This window comes from Bradyrhizobium sp. CCBAU 11386 (genome assembly GCF_028128955.1).
Classification (GTDB): domain Bacteria; phylum Pseudomonadota; class Alphaproteobacteria; order Rhizobiales; family Xanthobacteraceae; genus Bradyrhizobium.
On record NZ_LBKA01000249.1, the window covers coordinates 50817 to 71333 of the forward strand.

A 20517-nucleotide genomic window follows, 5' to 3' on the forward strand; every position below is an offset into this window, starting at 1 on the left:
GGCAGCCACATCTGTGGCTGCTCGCGACGGTGTCGCGGCACTGTGCCACACAATCAGCGCCGATAGGCACACGCTTTAGAGCAGCATGAAATCGTGTGAGTGCGCAGCGAGATTGAGGGTGTCGTGGTCCTGCGACCAAAGAGAACCGTCTGCAGGATTCTGGGGCGCACTGCTGCCGCTGGCGCCGACCGCGAGCGACTGATTGCCTGCAGGCTCCGACCGAACTGGGCTGGATGAAGCGGACAGCGAAGCCAACAAAGTAGCAGCTCCCGCAACGGCACTCGTAATTTCGGTTGTGATGCCTGTCGCCACGTTCTGCATCAAGATCGTCGGCCCGCTACCGGCATGTAGATCCAACAGCCCCGCAACCTTCCAATTGGAGCCGGGGGTCCCGAGATCCTTCCAGTCGAACGCATATCCCTGATCGTTCACAAACCATTCGACCAGGCGGCCACTGGTTGGGTCCTGCCACAGCAGATCGACACGGCCATCACTGTTGAAATCGGCCGATGCGACAACATTCCAACCTGCTCCCATGGTCCCAAACTTCTGCCAACCAACGGCAAACCCATTGTTACAGAACCATTCGAGGCCCTCACCAGTATTCGTGTTTTGCCAGAGAATATCCGTGGTTCCATCCTGATTTAGGTCGACGGTTGACGCCACCTTCCACTCAGGAGTCATCACGCCAAACCTCATCCAAGATGTAGCGTAGCCGTTATGCAGAAACCACTCGATCCCCTCGCCCGTCGCCTTGTTTCGCCAAAGCATGTCATCCGTTCGATCACCATTGAAATCGCCAGAAGAAATAAGCTGCCAGTCAGCCCCCATGACACCGAAGTCAAATGTGGCGGAGATGTGCCCTGCTGAAAGAAGGCTCTCCTTAGCCTCGCCGGTTGCTTGGTTCTGCCAAAGAATATCGATGTTCCCGTCGTGGTTGTAGTCCCCATGACCGATCGCGATCCACCCCTGACCAAGCGTAGTGAACGGAGCCAAGCTGGTCGCAGTGCCATTAGAAAGATAGGCGATCTTCCCGGCTCCAGTTGATGGCTGAAGCCAAAGAATGTCGTCGTAGCCATCGCTGTTAAAGTCTTGCTCGATCGTGGCAACCCAGCCCGCTCCTGCAGGCTGTAGATTCCCCATCATCGTCGCGCTGGCAATCGTGCCGTCGCCGAAGCGAAAATTCTCCACGCCCGTCACGGCATCGGTGCCATCGGGTGAGCCGGACCGCAGGTCAACAATGGTGAACGTTTGCGTCGTCGAATTGTACGAAATGGCGTAGCTGGCTTCGCTGCCCGAATACACCGCTGTATCGGTGCCGGCTCCGCCGATGATGGTGTCGTTGCCGCCGCCGCCGGTAATCGTGTCGTTGCCGGTGCCGCCGTTCAGCGTGTTGGCGATGGTATTGCCGACGATGGTGTCGTTGCCGGAGCCCCCGATGACGTTGTCGATGTAGGAGCGCGCATCGTTGTTGTAGAGGTAGGCGTTGTAGACGTTGCCCGACGCGTAATGGCCGTTGCCGAGATTGGCCAGTTGCACGGTGGAGAACACCGATGAAGCGCCCGGATTGAGGTTGATGCTCAGGTTCGTCGTGTAGTTCGACAGGTCGTAGGTATCCACGCCGCCGCCGTCCCAGACGGTCTCGTAGATGCGATTGGCCGAGCCTCCGACGCCGCCGCCCGGCGCGAGCTGCCCCACGCCGTTGATGAATTCCTGCCCCGTGGTCGGATTCCAGGTGTAGACCGTGTTGCTGCTCTGGGTCGTGTAGTCCGCGCCGTACATCGTCTGAAGCGCGAGGATATCGTTGGCCATATAGGTCTGCGAAAATCCGTACGCCTCATTGGTGTAGCCGGACGTGGTCGAGCCGCCGACATAGCTGCGATAGCTCATGACGGTGTATTCGCTGTCGTCGTGCGCGCTCGGCACAGCGACGTTGGCGACGCCGCCCGTTTCCTGGCTGTGCTTGAGGCCGAGGGCGTGGCCGAGCTCGTGCAGCGCGGTCGTGAAATAGTAATTGCCGAGCGCGGCAAGCGAGTAATTGTACTGAGTCCCGAACCAGATATCGCCGCCGGACGCGTAGTTGCCGGGGTAATAGGCGTAGGAGGTCGGATTGGCCGAAGGTGACTGCGCGACCATGATGTCGGCGCCGTTCGTCCCTGCGTACTGGATATTGGCGTTGGTGTAGCCGAGGATCAATCCGATCGCGTAGTTGATCGCCGCCTGCATCTGGCTCGGCGCCGAGGCAAAACCCGACGTGGTCGGCTCACTGTAGCCGCCGCTGTAGGGATTGGCGTAGTCGCCGGGCGAGTCCGGAAAGCTGTAGGTGATCGTGCCGGACCATTTGGCGCCCGACAGCAGGCCGTCGATCTCGGCGTTATTGGTGGCACTGACGGTGACAGCGGTGGCCAATGGACTCTCCGGAGCTACCCGCGCGATTCGGGCGAAGGCGTGTGATTCTAGCTTCAGAGGTAAACGTTTGGCTTAAATTTGGCGCCTGCGTGCGGGCCCCTTCCATAAAATTGTGCTAGCCATCAAATCCCGTAATCATACGGGCCAGGCCATTCCGTAGTCAAACGGGGCCAAGCACGGGATGCGAGCTTCCGCATGCTTGATGATCTCCAGAGGAGAATCATGAAACTTGGCTCCTTCTCGGCCGGTCTCGTCGGCGTCCTCGCGGTGGTCGCCGGGCCGGATCGTCTGTCCATCGGAGAACAGCCTGTCATGGTCGTGAAGGCCAACGCGGATGAAAACGGCAAGGACGGCGGCAAGGACCGCGGCAAGGCGGGCCGCGCCCCCTCCATGCCAATGGCTCGCGATCCTTCCGCCGCGGTCGCCGAGGAATACGAAACCGCCCGTCGGGCGGGAACTCGGGAGGCGCTCGAGCTCTTCATTGCGCGCCACGGCGACGCCCCGCTGGCCGAGCAGGCGCGCGCCGAGCTGAAGCGCCTGCCACGCTGATCCCTTTCACGCAGCGCAGCAAGCCGCGCCGGCCCAGACCCCGTCAGGCATTGCATTTCGACAGACGGCATCCGCGTCGGCCCAGACTTGTCGCATGAGCGTTGGGCACTATGGTAGGCCCGCAATCTGTCCCGGAGCCCTTCAAGATGCCCTTTCCGCATGCCTCGGAAGCCCTGTCGCGCTTCACCGTGCTCGATCTGACCCGTGTCCGATCCGGGCCCACCTGCGTGCGGCAGCTCGCGGACTGGGGCGCCAACGTGATCAAGATCGACGCGCTGACCGAGGATACCGGCGGCGAGCAGCCGGGCGGGCCGCGGCGGGGCTCCGATTTCCAGAATTTGCACCGCAACAAGCGGGCGATGACCCTGAACCTGAAAGACGAGCGCGGGCTCGCCGTGTTCAAGCGCCTCGCCGCCAAGGCCGACGTCGTGGTCGAGAATTTCCGTCCCGACGTGAAGAAGAAGCTCGGCATCGACTATGACAGCCTCGCCGCGATCAATCCGCGCATCGTCTATGGCAGCATCTCCGGCTTCGGCCAGGACGGCCCCTATCACAAGCGGCCAGGCTTCGATCAGATCGCGCAGGGCATGGGCGGGCTGATGTCGATCACCGGCGCGCCGGGCGAAGGCCCGATGCGGGTCGGCATTCCCGTCGCCGACCTCACCGCCGGCCTGTTCTGCGCCATGGGCATCCTCACGGCGCTGCTCGAGCGCGAGGTCTCGGGCAAGGGCCAATGGGTGCAGACCTCGCTGCTCCAGGCCCAGATCTTCATGCTCGACTTCCAGGCCGCGCGCTGGCTGATGGAGAAGGAGGTCGCCAGGCAGGCCGGCAACAACCACCCGACCAGCATCCCGACCGGCGTGTTCAGGACCTCGGACGGCTACATCAACATCGCCACGACCGGCGGGCGGATCTGGGAGCGCTGCGCCCAGGCGATCGGCGCGCCGGAACTCTTTGGCCATCCCGACTATGCGACGGCCCCTGCCCGCTCCAAGAACCGCGACGCGCTCAACGCCGAAATCGAGAAGCGCACCGTGACGAAGTCGACCGAGACCTGGGTCCGGGAGTTCAACGACGCCGGCGTGCCCTGCGGGCCGATCTACGCCATCGACCAGATGTTCGAGGACGCACAGGTCAAGCATCTCGGCATCGCGCAGGACGTGCCGAACGACGAGGACCGCCACATCCGCCTGGTCGGCCAGCCCGTGACGCTGTCGCGCACGCCGAGCAAGATGGTGGCGCGGCCGCCGGAATTCGGCGAGCAGACCGACGAGGTGCTGAAGGAGTTCGGATTCGGCGCCGACGAGATCGCGGAGCTGCGTCAGCGCAAGGTGGTATGAAAGCGGCGTGCGCAGTCGTCTAGATCTTGCGCAAGCCGTCGAAGCGCGTGTCGACATAGTGGCCGCCGGCATCGACAACCCGACAAAGCTCTCCACCGTCATGGTAGAGCAGAACGACCTTGGCTCCCGCCTCGAATTGTCCGGTCGGTGGTCCGCTTGGCGTGCCGCGCGAGGCATAGAATGGCTGCGATCCCGCCACCTCGTGCGTGAACTGGTTGGGCGGAGGCGAGATCAGACAATCGGACGGGATCAATGACGAATCTGGAAGCACAATCGCTTCCGGTCGCTTCATACCCTCCATGATCCGGTTTCCCTGAATTCCAAGAGAAGCCTTGCTCGGCAGAGCCTTGTTCGGCGGTGCTTTGGCCTAAGGTTCGAGACTCTCGTCGGGCAACGTGATCGGAATCCGCGGGAGCACGATGCCTCTTGGCTTTTCATCATGCGCGGCCGCAAGTCCCGCCTCAGCCATATGGAGATGATTGGGCAGGTGATACGGCTGGGCAACGTCCATGTTCACCTGATAGCCCAGATCCTGCAAGCTGGCGATCGTCAACCGGCTCATCGGATTGCCGCCTTCATTGACGAAGCCGGTCATCAATTCTGCGCCGAAAACAGTGTCGCGCCAATGCGAATCCACCGTCCCTTCGCCACCTTTGTTTTCGACGGGAACGGGGAGCGGCGTCGCGGAGCCGCGGAGCTTGCCATATTCGCGCATGGCGTTGGCACCGTGGAATGTCGGATTGTGCGTGCGGACGCCCTTCAACAATCTCTTGTTCGTCCAGATCGTTCCGATGCCGATCACATGCCCCATCTCGTGCGTGATGACGTCGTTCAGGGTGCCGTCGGCTTCCATGGCGGCGAGATCGGCAATGTCGAATTGCATGTCGCCTGTCGCCGGCAGGAACGCAGCGGCCCCTGCACTCTTCGGGCGCAGGCGGTCCGGCCCCGCCTGGCCGAGAACATTTCCGGGGCCGTCAATGTCAGTGCCTTGCGCTGTGATACGAAGATTGTTGATCCTTTCGCCGCCAACCGTGACGTCAGGCAAGTCGCCCACGATGGCGTGGGTCCACCGGTTTGCCGCAAGCTTGAAAGCGGTCATTTGTTTAGCGGTCAGTCCGCCCAGGAAATGAACTTCGATCGTGTAACCTCGGGCGGCTGCGGCGGCGACCGCGTGCGAAATCTCGGCGCCCTTCTGGGCGCGATAACGTTCAATGGCCATGACATCCTCCAAAAAACAGATCTAATAAATTTCTATCTATACTTGCATTTTGATCCCGATTAACGCCGCTGACAAGGGAGAGAAAGCGTCACGGGGCCTGACTGTTTTCACTCCGGACACACGAAAAGCCCGGCGCGACCACCGGGCTTTCGACTCGCAACCGCGCTTTGCGAAACAGTCGCTCAGGTCCCGCTGAAGCGATAGTTCACACCGAAGCGCAGGATGTTGTCGGTGACGTGCGAGCGATAGCCGACGACCAGCGGCGCGCCGCTGAGCGCGATCACGGGAGTCGCGAGCGTGCCCGACACCGTTCCAAGATCGACATAGAGATATTCGAGCCTGGCGCTCCAATTGTCGGCGAAGGCGCCTTCGATGCCGGCGCCCGCGGTCCAGCCGACCTTCGTCGTGCTGCTGCTGAAGCTCGCCGCAACAGGCGTGAACGTCCCGCCGTCGGCGCCCGGGAAGCCGCCGACATTGATCGCGCTCACGCTGCCCGCGGTGGAGACGCGGCCATAGGCGAGACCACCGGTGCCGTAGACCAGCACCCGCGGCGTCACGGCGACACCGAGACGGCCGCGGACGGTGCCGAACCAGTCGAGCTTCTGGGTGAGATTGAACGTAACAGGCAGCGCGGGATCGAACGTGTTGTCGCCGCGATGGCCCGGCGTGCAGACGCCGTCCTGCAAGCCGGCCGGTGCACCGGCGCACAGCGCGTCGAAACGGCCCTTCTGGCCGCTGCCCTGGAAATCGGCCTCGAAGCCCGCCACGAACATCTCGCGCTGCCAGTTGTAGCCGATCTGTCCGCCGCCGGTGACACCGTTGAGATCGAACGTGCCGGCGCTCGAGCTCAGCGGTGCGCCGCCCCGCTGTCGATGAAGTCGGCCGTGATGGCCGAGCGGCCCCAGCCATAGCCGACATCGATGCCGGCATAGAAGCCGCTCCAATTGTAGCCCGGATGGACGGCCACCGGCGGCGCCTTGGTGTTGATGTGCGGCACCGCCAGATCGGCGGCGAAGGCACGCGGTGCAAGCAGCATGGCGATCGCCGCCGCGACCAGCAAAGTTCGTGTCATCAATCTTCCCTCGAGACATGGCGTTGCCTGTTCGCCTGCTCGAAAGATGCGCGGGCGATTCAGTGCGGCGACACTAGGAAAGAGCGCATCGCTTCGCGTCCTGCGTTCGAACGTCGGCCGTTCAGAGGACGCGGGCAGGCGCGTGAGGCGTGCGCGGGCCATCCGGACGATCGCGAAATCGCTGCTATTTCAGCGCGGTTTGGCGGCGGGGATGAATCTTGAGGACGGGCGCGAGGGCCTCGAAAGAGGCCCGGTACGGACAGCTTCGACAATCCAATCAGAGCAGATCAGGCTGCGGATGCGGCACGACCGCAACAAGCGGGTCGCACTGTCCGATCGTCGGCCCTGCGCCATGTCCAACAATCAGGACAGAAACGACAAAGCCCGGCGCGAGCCGGGCTTTGCTTCTTGTTGACGCCTTTGTTGATGTCAGTACTTGGCGATCACCGGGCCGCCGAACTGATAGTTGATGCCGGCGCGCAGGATGTGGTCGGTGAAGCGCGACGAGGTATTGGCGGCGATCGCGGAAGCCGGCGCGAGCGTGAACGGACCGGCCGAGAAGCGGCCAAGATCCATGTAGAGATATTCGAGCTTCGCACTCCAGTTCTGGGTGATCTTGCCTTCGACACCAGCGCCGACGGTCCAGCCGACGCGCGTATCGGAGCTCGAGCCGACCGAGGCGATCGCGACGCCAGCGGGCGTGAAGCCGGTCATGGTGCCAGTGGTCTTGATCTCGCCGAAGGCCACACCGCCGGTGCCGTAGAACAGCACCTTCGGGGTCGCCAGGATGCCGACACGACCACGCACCGTGCCGAACCACTGGAGCTTCTGGTCGATCGTCAGCGTGGTGCCGGCCAGACCGCCGGCCGGAAGGAAGGTCAGCCCGGGAAGACAGGCACCACCGGCAGGCGCGACGCCGCCGCAGTTGAAGAAGGCGCTGCCCTTTTCACCCGACCACTGCAGGTCGCCCTCGACGCCGAACACCCAGTTGGAGCTCTGCCAGTTGTAGCCCGCCTGACCGCCGGCGACGCCGCCGTTCATGTCGAACGACGCGCTGGTGATGGAGCCCGCCGGAGGCGCGATCACTGCACCGGTCGCGGTGTTGTTGTAGGTGACATCGGTGCGCGAGCGGCCCCAGCTGTAGCCGCCATTGGCGCCGATGTAGAAGCCGGTCCAGCTCCAGACCGGATCGACCATGACCGGTGCCTTGACGTAGGGCTTCGCGGCGAGATCAGCCGCCAGTGCGCCCGTCGCGAACAGCGACATCGCCGCTGCCATTCCAATCACAATCCGCTTCATGGCAATTCCTCTTCCGCACAATTTTGTGATCAGAATATACCCCGCTCCCTGCCTGAGGGCTGTGCCGCGCCAGCAACATCTGGAAATAATCGAGCTTAAGGTTGTGCCGGTACCGGAACGCCACCGCATCCCTAAGCCATTGATTTGGAACAAAGTTGTTCCACGGGCCTATCGCGATGTCGCCCTGGTCCGCTGCGTCAGTCCGACGCGGCCCAGCAACCCGTCGATCACCGGCCAAAACAGCAGCACGATCGCCAGCGTCGTGATCGAGCCGACCAGCCCGTTCGACCAGAACACCTTGAGGTCGCCGCCGGCGCCGATCATCGACAGGCGGAAGGCATCCTCGGCGCGGTTGCCGAGCACGAGCGCCAGCGTGAACGGCGCGAGCGGAATGCCGATCTTCTTGAAGACGTAGCCGACGACGCCGAAGCCGAGCATCAGCCAGATATCGAACATCGCGTTCTGGATCGCATAGGCGCCGATCGCGCAGGACACCACGATCATCGGCGCCACCGCCGCGAACGGCACGCGCAGGATCGAGGCGAAGATCGGTACCGTCGTCAGCACCAGCACGAGGCCGACGACGTTGCCGAGATACATCGAGGCGATCAGCCCCCACACGAAGTCCTTGTGCTCGACGAACAGCAACGGGCCCGGATTGAGCCCCCACACCATCAGGCCGCCGAGCAGGATAGCGGCGGTGCCGGAGCCGGGGATGCCGAGCGCCAGCATCGGCAGCAGCGCCGAGGTGCCGGAGGCATGCGCCGCCGTTTCCGGCGCGAACACGCCCTCGATGCGGCCCTTGCCAAAACTCTCGGGATCCTTGGAAAAGCGCTTGGCGAGATTGTAACCCATGAAGGACGCGGCGATCGCCCCGCCCGGGGTGATGCCGAGCCAGCAGCCGATGAAGGAGGAGCGCAGCAGCGTCACCCAGTATTTCGGCAGGTCTTTCCAGACGCTGAGCACGACGCGCAGCGAGATGCTCGCTGCATGTCCCCGCAATGCCAGACGCTCCTCCATCGTCAGCAGGATCTCGCTGATGCCGAACAGGCCGATGACGGCGACGAGGAAGTTGATGCCGCGCAACAGCTCGGCCGAACCGAAGGTCATGCGCAGATTGCCCGACACCGTGTCCATGCCGACGCCGGCGAGCAGCAGCCCGAGCGACATCGAGATGACCGTCTTGTGCTTGGCCTCGCGCCCGAGGCCAACGAAGGAGCAGAAGGTCAACAGATATACCGCGAAGAACTCGGGCGGGCCGAACTTCAACGCAAAGGACGAGATCATCGGCGCGAGAAAGGTGATCAGGAGCACTGCGACCAGCGAACCGATGAAGGAGGACGTGAACGCCGCGGTCAGCGCCTCCGCCGCCCTGCCCTGCTGCGCCATCGGATAGCCGTCGAAGGTGGTCGCGACCGACCAGGCTTCGCCCGGGATGTTGAACAGGATCGAGGTGATGGCGCCGCCGAACAGCGCGCCCCAATAGATGCAGGACAGCATCACGATCGCCGAGGTCGGATCCATCGTGAAGGTCAGCGGCAACAGGATCGCAACGCCGTTGGGGCCACCGAGCCCGGGCAGCACGCCGACGAAGATGCCGAGCACAAGCCCGACCATCATCAGCACGAGCGTCTTCCACGTCAGCAGGACGGCGAAGCCGTGAAACAGGAGACCGAGAGCTTCCATCGCGGGGCCGCCTTAGTGGCCGAAGGCCGCTTCGAGCGGCCCCTTCGGCATGATGACGTCGAAGGCGATGTCGAAGGTGACGAACATGATCGCCGTGAACACGAGAGCGGTGAGCAGCGACTTCCACAGCGCGATCTTGCCGACGAGGCGCATGAAGCTGGCGATCAGCAGGAAGCTCGCGACATAGAGGCCGAGGAATTGCGTGACGAGGCAGAACAGCAGCGTCGGCACGAACACCGCCATCACGCGGCCGGCCTGCGCGCGCGTGACGAAGCTTCCGGACGTCGCCCGGCGCGCGACGAGCGCCGTGATCAGGCCGTAGAGGCTGCCGCCGCCGAGGATGAGGGAGAGATAGAACGGGAAATAGCCGGGCTCGGGCCCGGTTGCGTCCCAGGACGCCCCGGTGCGCCAATTGTCGTAGCCGAGCGTGATGGCCAGCGCGAGCAGCAGGAGGCAGACAAGGATTTCGATCGTGCCGGAGCTGACGACGGAGGGCGAGTCGTCTTCAGGCGCGGTCGGATCGTCGACGACGATTTCGATATCGGTTTGGGACATGTGCTGCCAAGTCAAGTTGCGCTGTCATCATCCGCCTGGTGCGCAATTGCGCACAGGGGCGGATGATCCAGTACGCCGTGCAGAAGCCGTCTTTCGTCGAGCTCTGTGCGATACTGGATGCCCCGCCTTCGCGGGGCATGACGTGGAGGATGTGCTTACTTCGCGACGAATCCGGCTTCCATCATCAGCGCCTTGTTGGTGGCATCATCCTCCTCGAGGAATTGCACCATGTCCTTGCCGGTGAGGAAGATCGGCTTCAACGCCTGCTTCTCCATGTAGTCCTTGTACTCGGCGGTTTGCGTCACCTTGTGGAACAGCTCGACATAGAATGCCTGCTGCTCGGCAGTCACTTTGCCGGGCAGGAACATCGCGCGCAGCATCAGATACTGGACGTCGACGCCCTCCTCCTTGCAGGTCGGGATGTCGGCCCAGGACTGCGTGTCCGTCACTTTGCTGGTGTAGGAGATGCGCTCCTTGTCGAACACGCAGAGCGGACGCACCTGGCCGGCGCGCCAGACTTCGAGGTTTTCGCTGGGGTTGTTGACGTTGGATTCGGTGTGATTGCCGACGAGCTGGGTCGCGGCCTCGCCGCCGGACTTGTAGGGCAGATAGGAGAATTTCGCGCCGGTCTTCTGCTCAAGGAACACGGTCAGCACGTGGTCCTCGCGCTTGGAGCCGGTGCCGCCCATCTTGAACGGCGAACTCGCCGCCTTCGCGGCCTCGACGAATTCCTTCACCGTCTTGGGACCGGTGCTGTTGTCCCACAGCACGAACTGGTCGAGCGCAATCACCGAGACCGGGGTCAGCTCACGCCAGTTGAACGGAATCTTCGCCGACAGCGGCAGCATGTAGATCAGGGAATAGGCGATCAGCACCTTGTTCGGGTCGCCCTCGCTGGACTTCATGTACATCAGCGCTTCCGCGCCCGAGGCGCCGCCCTTGAGCGAGACGACCATCGGCTGCTTCATCAAATTGTTCTTCTGGATCGCGGCCTGCATCATTCGCGCCATCTGATCCGAAGCACCGCCCGCACCGGCCGCCACCACGATCTCGACCGGTTTGGTCGGTTCCCAGCCGGCAAAAGCCGGCGTGCTCAACAACAGCGCTGTCGCGGCGCCGACGGCTTTCACTGAAATTCGCACGAGTTTCGTCCCCTGATTCTTATTGGCTTTGTGATGCCGGGAAGACTATCGTTGCATTGTGCGGACTATTGCTGACGAGTTCAAGCAGGCGGTCGTGTCGCCGCATATGACTTTCGGCTGACGCAAAGCGCTCGACGGCGCACTCGCTACTTGCCCTTCCAGACGGGCGTGCGCTTGTTGAGGAAGGCGTCCATGCCCTCGCGGAAATCTTCGCTCATATAGGCCTTGAGGATCAGGTCCTCGCCCTCTTCGCGCGACAGCGTGCGGCGGATGCGGCGGACCGCTTCCTTGGTCGCCTCGAGCGTGAGCGGGGCGTGGCTGGCGACGAGCTTTGCGGTCTCGTCGGCACGGCGCTGAAGCGTCTCGACGTCGGGCGCGACCTCGTTGAGCAGGCCGAGGGCGAGCGCTTCCGGCGCCTCGACCAGGCGCGCCTTGAAGATCAGATCCTTGGTGCGGGCAGGTCCCACCAGCGAGACGACGCGGCTGATGTTGGACATCGACAGGCAGTTGCCGAGCGTGCGCGCGATAGGAAAGCCGATGCGCGCCGTCTCGGTCCCGATGCGGAGATCGCAGCAGGCCGCAATGCCGGCGCCGCCGCCGGTGCAGGCCCCCGCGATCGCCGCGATCACGGGCACACGGCACTGCTCGAGCGTGCCGAGCACGCGGTCGATACGGGCCTCGTAATCGAGCGCGTCCTGCGCGGTCTTGAAGGCGCGGAATTGCGAGATATCGGTGCCGGAGGCGAACGCCTTGTCGCCGGCGCCGGTCAGGATCAGCGCCTTGATCGAACGGTCGGCGTTGATCTCGGTGCAGATCTCCGCCATGCGATCATACATGGCGAAGGTCATTGCGTTGCGCGCCTGCGGGCGGTTGAAGGTGATCCGCGCGATGCCGTCCTGGACGGAGTAGAGCAGGTCTTCGTTAGCAGTTGTCGGTGCGTTCATCGCGCGCTCACTTCCCAGGTTGGTTCAGGCCACCTGCGCCTTTAAGCGACTTGGGCTTTGGCCATCGGCACCGCGTCGCGTCCCTTCAGGACGTCCATGGCCGCCAACACGCCGCCGCTCCGGTGCGGGATCTTTGCAAGATCGAGGCCCATCTCGACGCCGGCGAGCGCGCCCATCAGCATCAGATCGTTGAAATGGCCGATATGGCCGATGCGGAACACCTTGCCCTTGACCTTGTTCAGGCCGGTGCCGAGCGACATGTCGAAGTTTTCCAGCACCACCTTGCGGAAGGCGTCGGCGTCGTGTCCATCCGGCACACGCACGCCGGTCAGCGCAGGCGAATGCGCCGCGGGATCGGCGCACTGCGTCTCCAGGCCCCAGACCTTGACCGCAGCGCGCGTCGCCGCGCTGTGGCGCTTGTGGCGGGTCCAGACGTTCTCCAGCCCTTCCTCTTCCAGCATCTTGACCGCCTCGCGCAGGCCGTAGAGCAGGTTGGTCGCGGGCGTATAGGGGAAGGTGCCGAGCTTGTTGAAGCTGATGACCTCCTGCCAGTCCCAGTAGGAGCGCATGCCGGGGTTGGCCTTGGCAACCGCGAGCGCCTTCTCCGAGACGGCGTTGAAGCCGAGACCGGGCGGCAGCATCAGGCCCTTCTGGGAGCCCGCGACCGAGACGTCGATGCCCCAGGCGTCGTGCTCGTATTCCATCGAGCCGAGGCCGGAGATGGTGTCGACCATCAGCAGCGCCGGATGCTTGACGCGGTCGAGCAGCTTGCGCACCTCCAGCGGCGGCGTCACGCAGCCGGTCGAGGTCTCGTTGTGCACGACGCAGACCGCCTTGATCGTGTGCTGCTTGTCGGCCGCGAGCCGCTTCTCGATCTCGGCAAGATCGGCGCCATGGCGCCAGTCGCTCGGGATGAAGTCGACGTCGAGCTTGAACTTGTCGGCGATGCCGCGCCACAGCACGGCGAACTGGCCGGTCTCGCACATCAGGACCTTGTCGCCGGGCGAACACACGTTGACCATCGCCGCTTCCCAGGCGCCGGTGCCGGACGAGGGGAAGATGATCACAGGCTGCTTGGTGCGGAACACGCGCTGCATCGCGGCAAGCACGGCGAAGCCGAGCTCGGCGAACTCCGGACCGCGATGGTCCAGCGTCGGCATGTCCATCGCCCGCAGCACGCGGTCGGGCACGTTGGTCGGTCCTGGAATCTGTAGGAAATGCCTTCCAGTATGCACGGTCATCGGCGTCCTTCCCGGTCTTGCCTTGATTTTGATGGCCGCCGAATAGCACCATTTGACCGGCTTGTCCCCTCTCCTTAAGGCTCCTCCCATGCATGGGCGGCGGGCCTCCACCGCCCCCTACTCCGCGGGCACCACCTTTCCGGACGGCAACCTCCCCTCGGCCTCCGCGAACGGCCGTTCCGGATGCATCAGGAAGGCCGAGACGCCGCCGAGCAGCAGCAGCCCCATCGACATCAGGAACGGCAGGTACCAGTTGCCGGTCACGTCGATACGAAGCCCGCGACCAGCGGGGAGACGATGGCCGCGAAGGCCGAGCCGGTGTTCATGATTCCGGAGGCCGTCCCGGAATATTTCGGGGCGATGTCCATCGGGATCGACCACATCGGGCCGATCACGAGCTCGGCGCAGAAGAAGCCGGCCGACAGGCACAGCGCGACGATGGTGATGTCGTGGACGAACAGGATCGGAAACAGCGAGAGCAGCGCCCCCGTAAATCCCGCAACGGTGACGCTGAGCCGCGCCAGGCGGACATTGCCGGTGCGGTCGAGGATCTTGTCCGACAGCACGCCGCCGACGCTGTCGCCGACCACGCCGGCGAAGAACACGCCCGAGGCGAACAGCGCCGAGTTCTTGATGTCGAGACCGTAGTTGTTCTTGAAGAACAGCGGCAGCCAGTTGAGATAGAGCCACAGGCACCAGCCGTAGCAGAAATAGGTCAGCGTCACCGGCCACATCCGCCCGAGCAGCGGACCCCACGGCACGCGCGGCCGCTCACCGGTCGGGCGCGGCGGCAACGCCGCAAGCTCGGCTTCGGTGATGGAGGCATGCTCCTTCGGCTCGTTGCGGAAGTACCAGACCCAGATCACGCCCCAGATGAGGCTGACGAAGCCGAGCACGACAAAGGCGCCGCGCCAGGTCAGCCAGAGGATCAGCAGCGCCACCACGGGCGGCGTGACGGCATTGCCGAGCCGGGCGAAGGAATGGGTCAGGCCTTGCGCAAAGCCGCGGCGGTTCGCCGGCGTCCAATATTGCATCGCGCGCGTTGCGGTCGGGAACGTCGCGCCCTCGCCGAAGCCGAGTGCGAAGCGCGCAACGAACAGCGCGGCGAGACCGTTGACGAAGCCGGTCATGATGGTGGCGACCGCCCAGATCATGCCGCACCAGAACAGCGTCTTGCGCGGCCCGAAACGATCGCCGACCCAGCCGCCGATCACCTGGAACAGCAGATAGGGATAGGCGAAGGCCGAGAAGACGAGGCCGAGCTGGGTGTTCGACAGGCCCAGCTCCTTCTGGATCTCGCTCGCCGCCGTGCCGATGTTCACTCGGTCGACATAGGTGATGAAATACATCGCGCAGAGCATCGCCAGCACGACATGCGTGGCCTTGAACCGAACTCCCATCTCACCCCTCCCGACTTGCTGTTGTTATGATTGCCGCTCGCTGTCCCGCGCGACTTAAGTCCCGACCACTTTCAGATGCGGCGACGCATTGCCCTGCGGGCGCTGCTCCAAAAGCTTCATCGCGACATCGACGCCGCCGGAGCGATGCGGCACGCCCGCAACCGACAGGCCCATCTCCACGCCGGTGAGCGCGCCGAGCAGCGTCAGTGCGTTGCATTCGCCGAGATGGCCGATGCGGAAGACTTTTCCGGCGACCTTCGACAGGCCCGAGCCGAGCGACATGTTGTAATTGTCGAGCACCACTTTCCGGAACCGATCGGCGTCATGTCCCGGCGGCATCAGCACGGCCGTGAGCACCGGCGAGAACTCGGCCGGCTCCTGGCAGAGCACTTCGAGGCCCCAATGATTGACGGCGGCGCGCGTGGCGGCCGCTAACCGCTGATGCCTGGCGAAGACGTTGTCGAGCCCCTCTTCGAGCAGCATCGCGATCGCCTCGCGCAGGCCGTAGAGCAGATTGGTCGCCGGCGTGTAGGGGAAGAAGCCTTTTGCGTTCGGCTTCAGCATCTCCTCCCAGTCGAAATAGGAGCGCGGCATCTTGTTGGTCTTCGAAGCAGTGCGGGCCTTCTCCGAGATCGCGTTGAAGCCGAGGCCGGGCGGCAGCATGAAGCCCTTCTGCGAGCAGCTCACGCTGACGTCGACCTTCCATTCGTCGTGGCGGTAGTCGACCGAGCCGAGCGAGGAGATGGTGTCCACCATCAGCAGCGCGGGATGCGAGGTGCGGTCGATCGCGGCGCGGATCTCGGCGATGCGGCTGGTCGCGCCGGTCGAGGTCTCGTTGTGCACGACCATGACGGCCTTGATCGCGCGTGCCTTGTCCTCGGCGAGCTTCGCCTCGATCACGGCGGGATCGGCGCCGCGACGCCAGTCGCCGGGAACGAAGTCGACCTCGATGCCGAAGCGGCCGGCCATCTGGCGCCACAGGGTGGCGAAATGGCCGGTCTCGACCATCAGCACCCTGTCGCCCGGCGACAGCGTGTTGACGATCGCGGCCTCCCAGGCGCCGGTCCCCGACGAGGGGAAGATCACCACCGGCCCCGCGGTCTGGAAAACCTTCTGGCTGCCTTCGAGTACGGTCCGGCCGAGCTCGCCGAATTCGGCGCTCCGGTGGTCGATGACCGGCATGTCCATGGCGCGCAGGACACGCTCGGGGACCGGGCTTGGGCCGGGAATCTGAAGGAAATGGCGTCCCTGGTGCATGAAAACCTCCCTGTCGGCGGGTTCTGGCCGGCGTTGCCGACTATTTTGCATTCATTTTTTGTCCTTTCAACCGAAATTTGGTATTCGATTGTGGACGTCGACGTGACCAAACGGGCAAACTACTGTGCTGCAAATGAAATCCACGATTCCCGACACCGGGGTTCCAATCGCCCCGCCCGCCGGAAACGGCGGTGACCGCCAGGAGGCATCGCTTCACGGCGAGATCCTGCTGCGGCTGCGCGACTACGTGGTCGAAGGCAACATTCCCGACGGCGCGCGCGTTCCCGAGCGCCAGCTCTGCGAGATGCTCGGCATCTCTCGTACGCCCCTGCGTGAAGCGCTCAAAGTGCTCGCCGCCGAAGGCCTGATCGAGCTGCTGCCGAACCGCGGCGCGCGGGTGCGCCAACTCAGCCAGCGCGACCTCGAGGAGCTGTTCGACGTCATGGCGGGCCTAGAAAGCCTTGCCGGGCGCCTCGCCTGCGAGGCCATTACCGATGCGGAAATCACCGCGATCGAGCAGTTGCATTACGAGATGTACGGCCACTATCTGCACCGCGACATGCACGGCTATTTCCAGGCCAACCAGCGCATTCACGAGAGCATCGTGGCGGCCGCGCGCAACGAGACGCTGAAGACGGCCTACGCCAACTTCGCCGGGCGCATTCGCCGCGTCCGCTACTCCGCCAATTTCGCCCGCAAGCGACAGCGCTGGGCGGAAGCCATGCGCGAGCACGAGGCCATCCTCGATGCGCTGCGCCGCCGCGCCGGCAGCGAGCTCAGCGACATCCTGTTCCAGCACCTGCGCAACAAGCGAATGGCCGCGATCGAGCACCTGACCGAGCCGCAAGAGGACGCGCCGGCCTCGCCCTGACGGCGGCTAGCTTGCTCATTTTGAATTCATAATATAATCGGTCATGAACAATAATGAATAACTCAGCAAGGCTGAAGCCTCGCTGGGTCAGTCCGGGATCAGGGATGACAAACGCCTCCTCGCTCGAACGGCGCCTGCGGTCGGAATTGACCGGCGACGTCCTGTTCGACCGCTTCAGCCGCGGTCGCTACGCCACCGACGCCTCGTTCTACCAGATCGTGCCGGCGGGCGTGGTCGTGCCCAAGACCATGGACGAGGCACTGAAGGCCCTGGCGATCGCCCGTGACGAGGGCCGCAAGGTCACCCCGCGCGGCGGCGGCACCTCGCAATGCGGCCAGACCGTCAATGACGGCCTCGTCGTCGACCTCTCGAAGCACCTGAACCGCATCCTGTCGCTGGACGTCGCGAACCGCACCTGCGTGGTCGAGCCCGGCATCGTGCTCGACGACCTCAACCGCCGGCTCAAAAAGCACGGCCTGTGGTTTCCGGTCGACGTCTCCACCGCCTCACGCGCCACCATCGGCGGCATGGCCGGCAACAATTCCTGCGGCGGCCGCAGCCTGCGCTACGGCACCATGCGCGACAACACGCTGTCGATGGAGGCTGCCCTTGCGGACGGCACGCTGAGTCGCTTCGGCGAGGTGTCGCGCGATCTCTCTGATATTGATGCGGGCGACAATGCCCGGGCGCTATTTCGCGACATGCTCGATCTCGGCACCCGCGAGGCCGACGAGATCGCGGCACGCTTCCCAAAGGTCCAGCGCCGCGTCGGCGGCTACAATCTCGATGCACTGGTGCCGCGCAACGCGCCGAACAACATGGCGCATCTGCTGGTCGGCTCCGAAGGCACCCTGGCCTTCACCACCAAGGTCGAGCTGAAGCTCTGGCCCGTCATCCGCAACAAGGCGCTCGGCGTCTGCCATTTCGGCAGCTTTTACGAAGCCATGGATGCGGCCCAGCATCTCGTCAAACTCAAGCCGATCGCGGTCGAGCTGGTCGACCGCACCATGATCGCGCTCGGCCGCGACATCGCGATGTTCAGGCCGATCATCTCGGCCGCGATTAAGGGCGATCCGGACGCCGTGCTGGTGGTCGAATTCGCCGAAGAGGACCAGGCCGACAATCTCCTGCGCCTGAAGCAGCTCACCGGGCTGATGGGCGATCTCGGCTTCGGCTGGAATAACAACACGCGAAAATGGGGCGGCGTGGTCGAGATCACCGAGCCCGCGCTCCAGAGCGGCATCGCCGATTTCCGCGCCGCCGGCCTCAACGTCATGATGTCGATGAAGCAGGAGGGCAAGCCGGTCTCCTTCGTCGAGGACTGCGCCGTGCCGCTGCCGCATCTCGCCGACTACACCGCACGGCTGAACGAGGTTTTCGCCAAACACGGCACCAGCGGCACGATGTATGCGCACGCCTCCGAGGGCTGCCTGCATGTGCGGCCCGTGCTCAACTTGAAGCTGGAGAAGGACGTCAAGGCGATGCGCGCCATCGCCAAGGAAGCCTTCGCCATGGTGCGCGAGTACAAGGGCTCGCATTCCGGCGAGCACGGCGACGGCCTGGTGCGCTCGGAATTCCACGAAGCGATGTTCGGCGAACGCCTCGTTGCCGACTTCAGGGAGGTGAAGCAGCGCTTCGATCCCGACGGCGTCCTCAATCCCGGCAAGATCGTCGATGCGCCCAGGATGGACGACCGCTCGCTGTTCCGCTACCGGCCGGACTATCGCGTCACGGAGCTGAAGACGAAGCTCGACTGGTCCGCTTATCCCGGCGCCGGCGGCGGTTTCCAGGGCGCGGTCGAGATGTGCAACAACAACGGCGCTTGCCGCAAGCTCGAGGGCGGCGTGATGTGCCCGTCCTACCGCGCGACGCGCAACGAGAAGGATGTCACCCGCGGCCGCGCCAACACCCTGCGGCTCGCGATCTCCGGCCAGCTCGGCCCCGATGCGCTCTCCTCCGACGAGATGATGGAGACGCTCAAGCTCTGCGTCTCCTGCAAGGCCTGCCGCCACGAATGCCCTGTTGGTGTCGACATGGCCAAGATGAAGATCGAGGTGCTCGCCGCACGCGCCGCCACCCACGGCCTGACACTCCGCGACCGCCTGGTCGGCTATCTCCCGCGCTACGCCGGCCTCGCCTCGCGCTTCGCGCCACTCGCGAATTTGCGCAATCACAGCCCGCTGCTGCGAAAACTGTTCGAGCGCTTTGCCGGCATCAGTGCGCGCCGGGCGCTACCCGCCTTCCGCAGCGACGTGTTCGCGCCGCCTGCGGAAGCGGTCGGACCAGAGAGCGGCTGCGAGGTCGTGCTGTTCGCCGACACGTTCAACCGCATCTATGAGCGCGAAAACCTCGACGCCGCGCTGCGCGTGCTCGCGGCCGGCGGTTATCGCGTGCATCTGCCCAAGCCCGCGAGCAGCAGTCGCCCGCTGTGCTGCGGGCGCACCTTCCTCTCGGCGGGTCTCGTCGACGAAGCCAGGTCCGAGCTGGACCGGCTGGTGGCCGCCTTCGCGCCGTTCGCCGCGCGTGGCGTGCCGATCGTCGGCCTCGAGCCAAGCTGCCTGCTGACGCTGCGCGACGAGCTTTCTTCACTGCGCAAGGACGATGACGCCAAGGCCATCAGTGCCCATGCGCTGACCTTCGAGGAATTCCTGGTGCGCGAGGCCCAGGCCGGTCGGCTGCAACTGCCGCTCGGCACCGTGGCCGACAAGGCCGTGGTGCACGGCCATTGCCACCAAAAGTCCTTCGGCGCATTCAAGCCGGTCGAGCAGGTGCTGCGGCTCGTTCCCGGCCTTGAGGTCGAGACCATCGAGTCCAGCTGCTGCGGCATGGCCGGCGCCTTCGGCTATGGCACTGAGACCTATGACGCCTCGATCGAGATGGCCGAGCTGTCGCTGCTGCCCGCCGTGCGGCGCGCAGATGAGGCGACGCTGGTCGTCGCCGACGGCACCTCCTGCCGGCACCAGATCCACGACGGCACAAAGCGCGAAGCGCTTCACGTCGCGCGCGTGCTGGCCATGAGCCTCGATCGCGCCAAGACCGATTCCACTTCTCCAGCTGCAAAGGAACCCAGCCATGGCTGACCTCTCGCTCGACACCGCCCGCAAGATCCTCGACGCCGCCTTCGCGAAGGCCACCGAGCTGAAGCTGAAGCCGCTCGTCGTCACCATCCTGGACGCGCGCGGCGTGCTCAAGATCGCAGCCGCCCAGGACGGCACCAGCCTGATGCGCGCCGAGATCGCGCACGGCAAGGCCTATGGCGCCCTTGCCATGGGCATGGGGTCGCGCGCGCTGTACCAGCGTGCCCAGGAGCAGGCCTTTTTCATCGACGCCGTGAACACGATTGCCAAGGGCGCGCTGGTGCCGGTCCCCGGCGGCGTGCTGATCATGGACGGCGCGACGCTGCTCGGCGCCGTCGGCGTGTCCGGTGACACCTCCGACAATGACGAGGCCTGCGCGGTGGCGGGCATCCAGGCGGCGGGGATGAAGGCCAACGCGGGCTAAGGTCCGTGCCAATGTGCCCCCGATGTCAAGAG

The 20517-nt window shown here is 64.4% G+C and carries 17 protein-coding genes and 1 pseudogene; 5 read left to right on the forward strand and 13 right to left on the reverse strand.

Going from position 1 to position 20517, the window contains the following annotated elements; genetic code table 11:
* Positions 1-75: 75 nt before the first annotated feature.
* Positions 76-2409 carry an FG-GAP-like repeat-containing protein gene (locus XI09_RS31730; RefSeq protein WP_271570364.1) on the reverse strand — a complete coding sequence of 778 codons (2334 nt, stop codon included), beginning with the start codon at positions 2407-2409 and terminating at the stop codon, positions 76-78.
* 222 nt (positions 2410-2631) lie between these two features.
* Between XI09_RS31730 and XI09_RS31735 the strand changes: the two genes are divergently transcribed.
* The gene (locus XI09_RS31735) at positions 2632-2958 is read left to right on the forward strand and encodes a hypothetical protein (RefSeq protein WP_271570452.1); all 327 of its coding nucleotides are present in this window, start codon (positions 2632-2634) and stop codon (positions 2956-2958) included.
* Between the two features lie 146 nt (positions 2959-3104).
* Positions 3105-4298, forward strand: a complete 1194-nt coding sequence (locus XI09_RS31740; protein WP_271570365.1) for a CaiB/BaiF CoA transferase family protein — start codon at positions 3105-3107, stop codon at positions 4296-4298.
* 19 nt (positions 4299-4317) lie between these two features.
* Here XI09_RS31740 and XI09_RS31745 read toward each other — a convergent pair whose 3' ends face one another.
* The 12 genes and pseudogenes from XI09_RS31745 to XI09_RS31800 form a co-directional block, all read right to left on the reverse strand.
* Positions 4318-4551 (reverse strand): hypothetical protein, encoded by a 234-nt coding sequence (locus XI09_RS31745; protein WP_271570366.1) that lies wholly within the window; start codon positions 4549-4551, stop codon positions 4318-4320.
* A gap of 114 nt (positions 4552-4665) precedes the next feature.
* On the reverse strand, positions 4666-5517 hold the full coding sequence (locus XI09_RS31750) for a leishmanolysin-related zinc metalloendopeptidase (protein ID WP_271570367.1): 852 nt from the start codon (positions 5515-5517) through the stop codon (positions 4666-4668).
* Between the two features lie 182 nt (positions 5518-5699).
* Positions 5700-6284 carry an outer membrane protein gene (locus XI09_RS31755; RefSeq protein WP_333939149.1) on the reverse strand — a complete coding sequence of 195 codons (585 nt, stop codon included), beginning with the start codon at positions 6282-6284 and terminating at the stop codon, positions 5700-5702.
* Between the two features lie 80 nt (positions 6285-6364).
* The gene (locus tag XI09_RS31760; RefSeq protein WP_271570369.1) at positions 6365-6589 is read right to left on the reverse strand and encodes a hypothetical protein; all 225 of its coding nucleotides are present in this window, start codon (positions 6587-6589) and stop codon (positions 6365-6367) included.
* Positions 6590-7018: 429 nt separating this feature from the next.
* On the reverse strand, positions 7019-7888 hold the full coding sequence (locus XI09_RS31765; protein WP_271570370.1) for an outer membrane protein: 870 nt from the start codon (positions 7886-7888) through the stop codon (positions 7019-7021).
* A 168-nt stretch (positions 7889-8056) separates the two neighbouring features.
* Positions 8057-9574: a tripartite tricarboxylate transporter permease gene (locus XI09_RS31770; RefSeq protein ID WP_271570371.1), complete on the reverse strand. Its 1518-nt coding sequence runs from the start codon at positions 9572-9574 to the stop codon at positions 8057-8059.
* Positions 9575-9586: 12 nt separating this feature from the next.
* The gene (locus tag XI09_RS31775) at positions 9587-10129 is read right to left on the reverse strand and encodes a tripartite tricarboxylate transporter TctB family protein (protein ID WP_271570372.1); all 543 of its coding nucleotides are present in this window, start codon (positions 10127-10129) and stop codon (positions 9587-9589) included.
* A 155-nt stretch (positions 10130-10284) separates the two neighbouring features.
* The gene (locus XI09_RS31780) at positions 10285-11271 is read right to left on the reverse strand and encodes a Bug family tripartite tricarboxylate transporter substrate binding protein (RefSeq protein WP_271570373.1); all 987 of its coding nucleotides are present in this window, start codon (positions 11269-11271) and stop codon (positions 10285-10287) included.
* Positions 11272-11417: 146 nt separating this feature from the next.
* The gene (locus XI09_RS31785; protein ID WP_271570374.1) at positions 11418-12215 is read right to left on the reverse strand and encodes an enoyl-CoA hydratase/isomerase family protein; all 798 of its coding nucleotides are present in this window, start codon (positions 12213-12215) and stop codon (positions 11418-11420) included.
* A gap of 41 nt (positions 12216-12256) precedes the next feature.
* Positions 12257-13456 carry a pyridoxal-phosphate-dependent aminotransferase family protein gene (locus XI09_RS31790; RefSeq protein WP_271570375.1) on the reverse strand — a complete coding sequence of 400 codons (1200 nt, stop codon included), beginning with the start codon at positions 13454-13456 and terminating at the stop codon, positions 12257-12259.
* 117 nt (positions 13457-13573) lie between these two features.
* Positions 13574-14856: pseudogene (locus XI09_RS31795) on the reverse strand (MFS transporter).
* A gap of 54 nt (positions 14857-14910) precedes the next feature.
* Positions 14911-16113 carry a pyridoxal-phosphate-dependent aminotransferase family protein gene (locus XI09_RS31800; RefSeq protein ID WP_442869631.1) on the reverse strand — a complete coding sequence of 401 codons (1203 nt, stop codon included), beginning with the start codon at positions 16111-16113 and terminating at the stop codon, positions 14911-14913.
* A 133-nt stretch (positions 16114-16246) separates the two neighbouring features.
* Between XI09_RS31800 and XI09_RS31805 the strand changes: the two genes are divergently transcribed.
* The 3 genes from XI09_RS31805 (at position 16247) to XI09_RS31815 (ending at position 20485) form a co-directional block, all read left to right on the forward strand.
* Positions 16247-16984: a GntR family transcriptional regulator gene (locus XI09_RS31805; RefSeq protein ID WP_271570377.1), complete on the forward strand. Its 738-nt coding sequence runs from the start codon at positions 16247-16249 to the stop codon at positions 16982-16984.
* 104 nt (positions 16985-17088) lie between these two features.
* The gene (locus XI09_RS31810; protein WP_271570378.1) at positions 17089-20064 is read left to right on the forward strand and encodes an FAD-binding and (Fe-S)-binding domain-containing protein; all 2976 of its coding nucleotides are present in this window, start codon (positions 17089-17091) and stop codon (positions 20062-20064) included.
* On the forward strand, positions 20057-20485 hold the full coding sequence (locus XI09_RS31815; protein ID WP_271570379.1) for a GlcG/HbpS family heme-binding protein: 429 nt from the start codon (positions 20057-20059) through the stop codon (positions 20483-20485). Before XI09_RS31810 ends, XI09_RS31815 begins: the two co-directional genes overlap by 8 nt.
* The last annotated feature ends 32 nt before the right edge of the window (positions 20486-20517 follow it).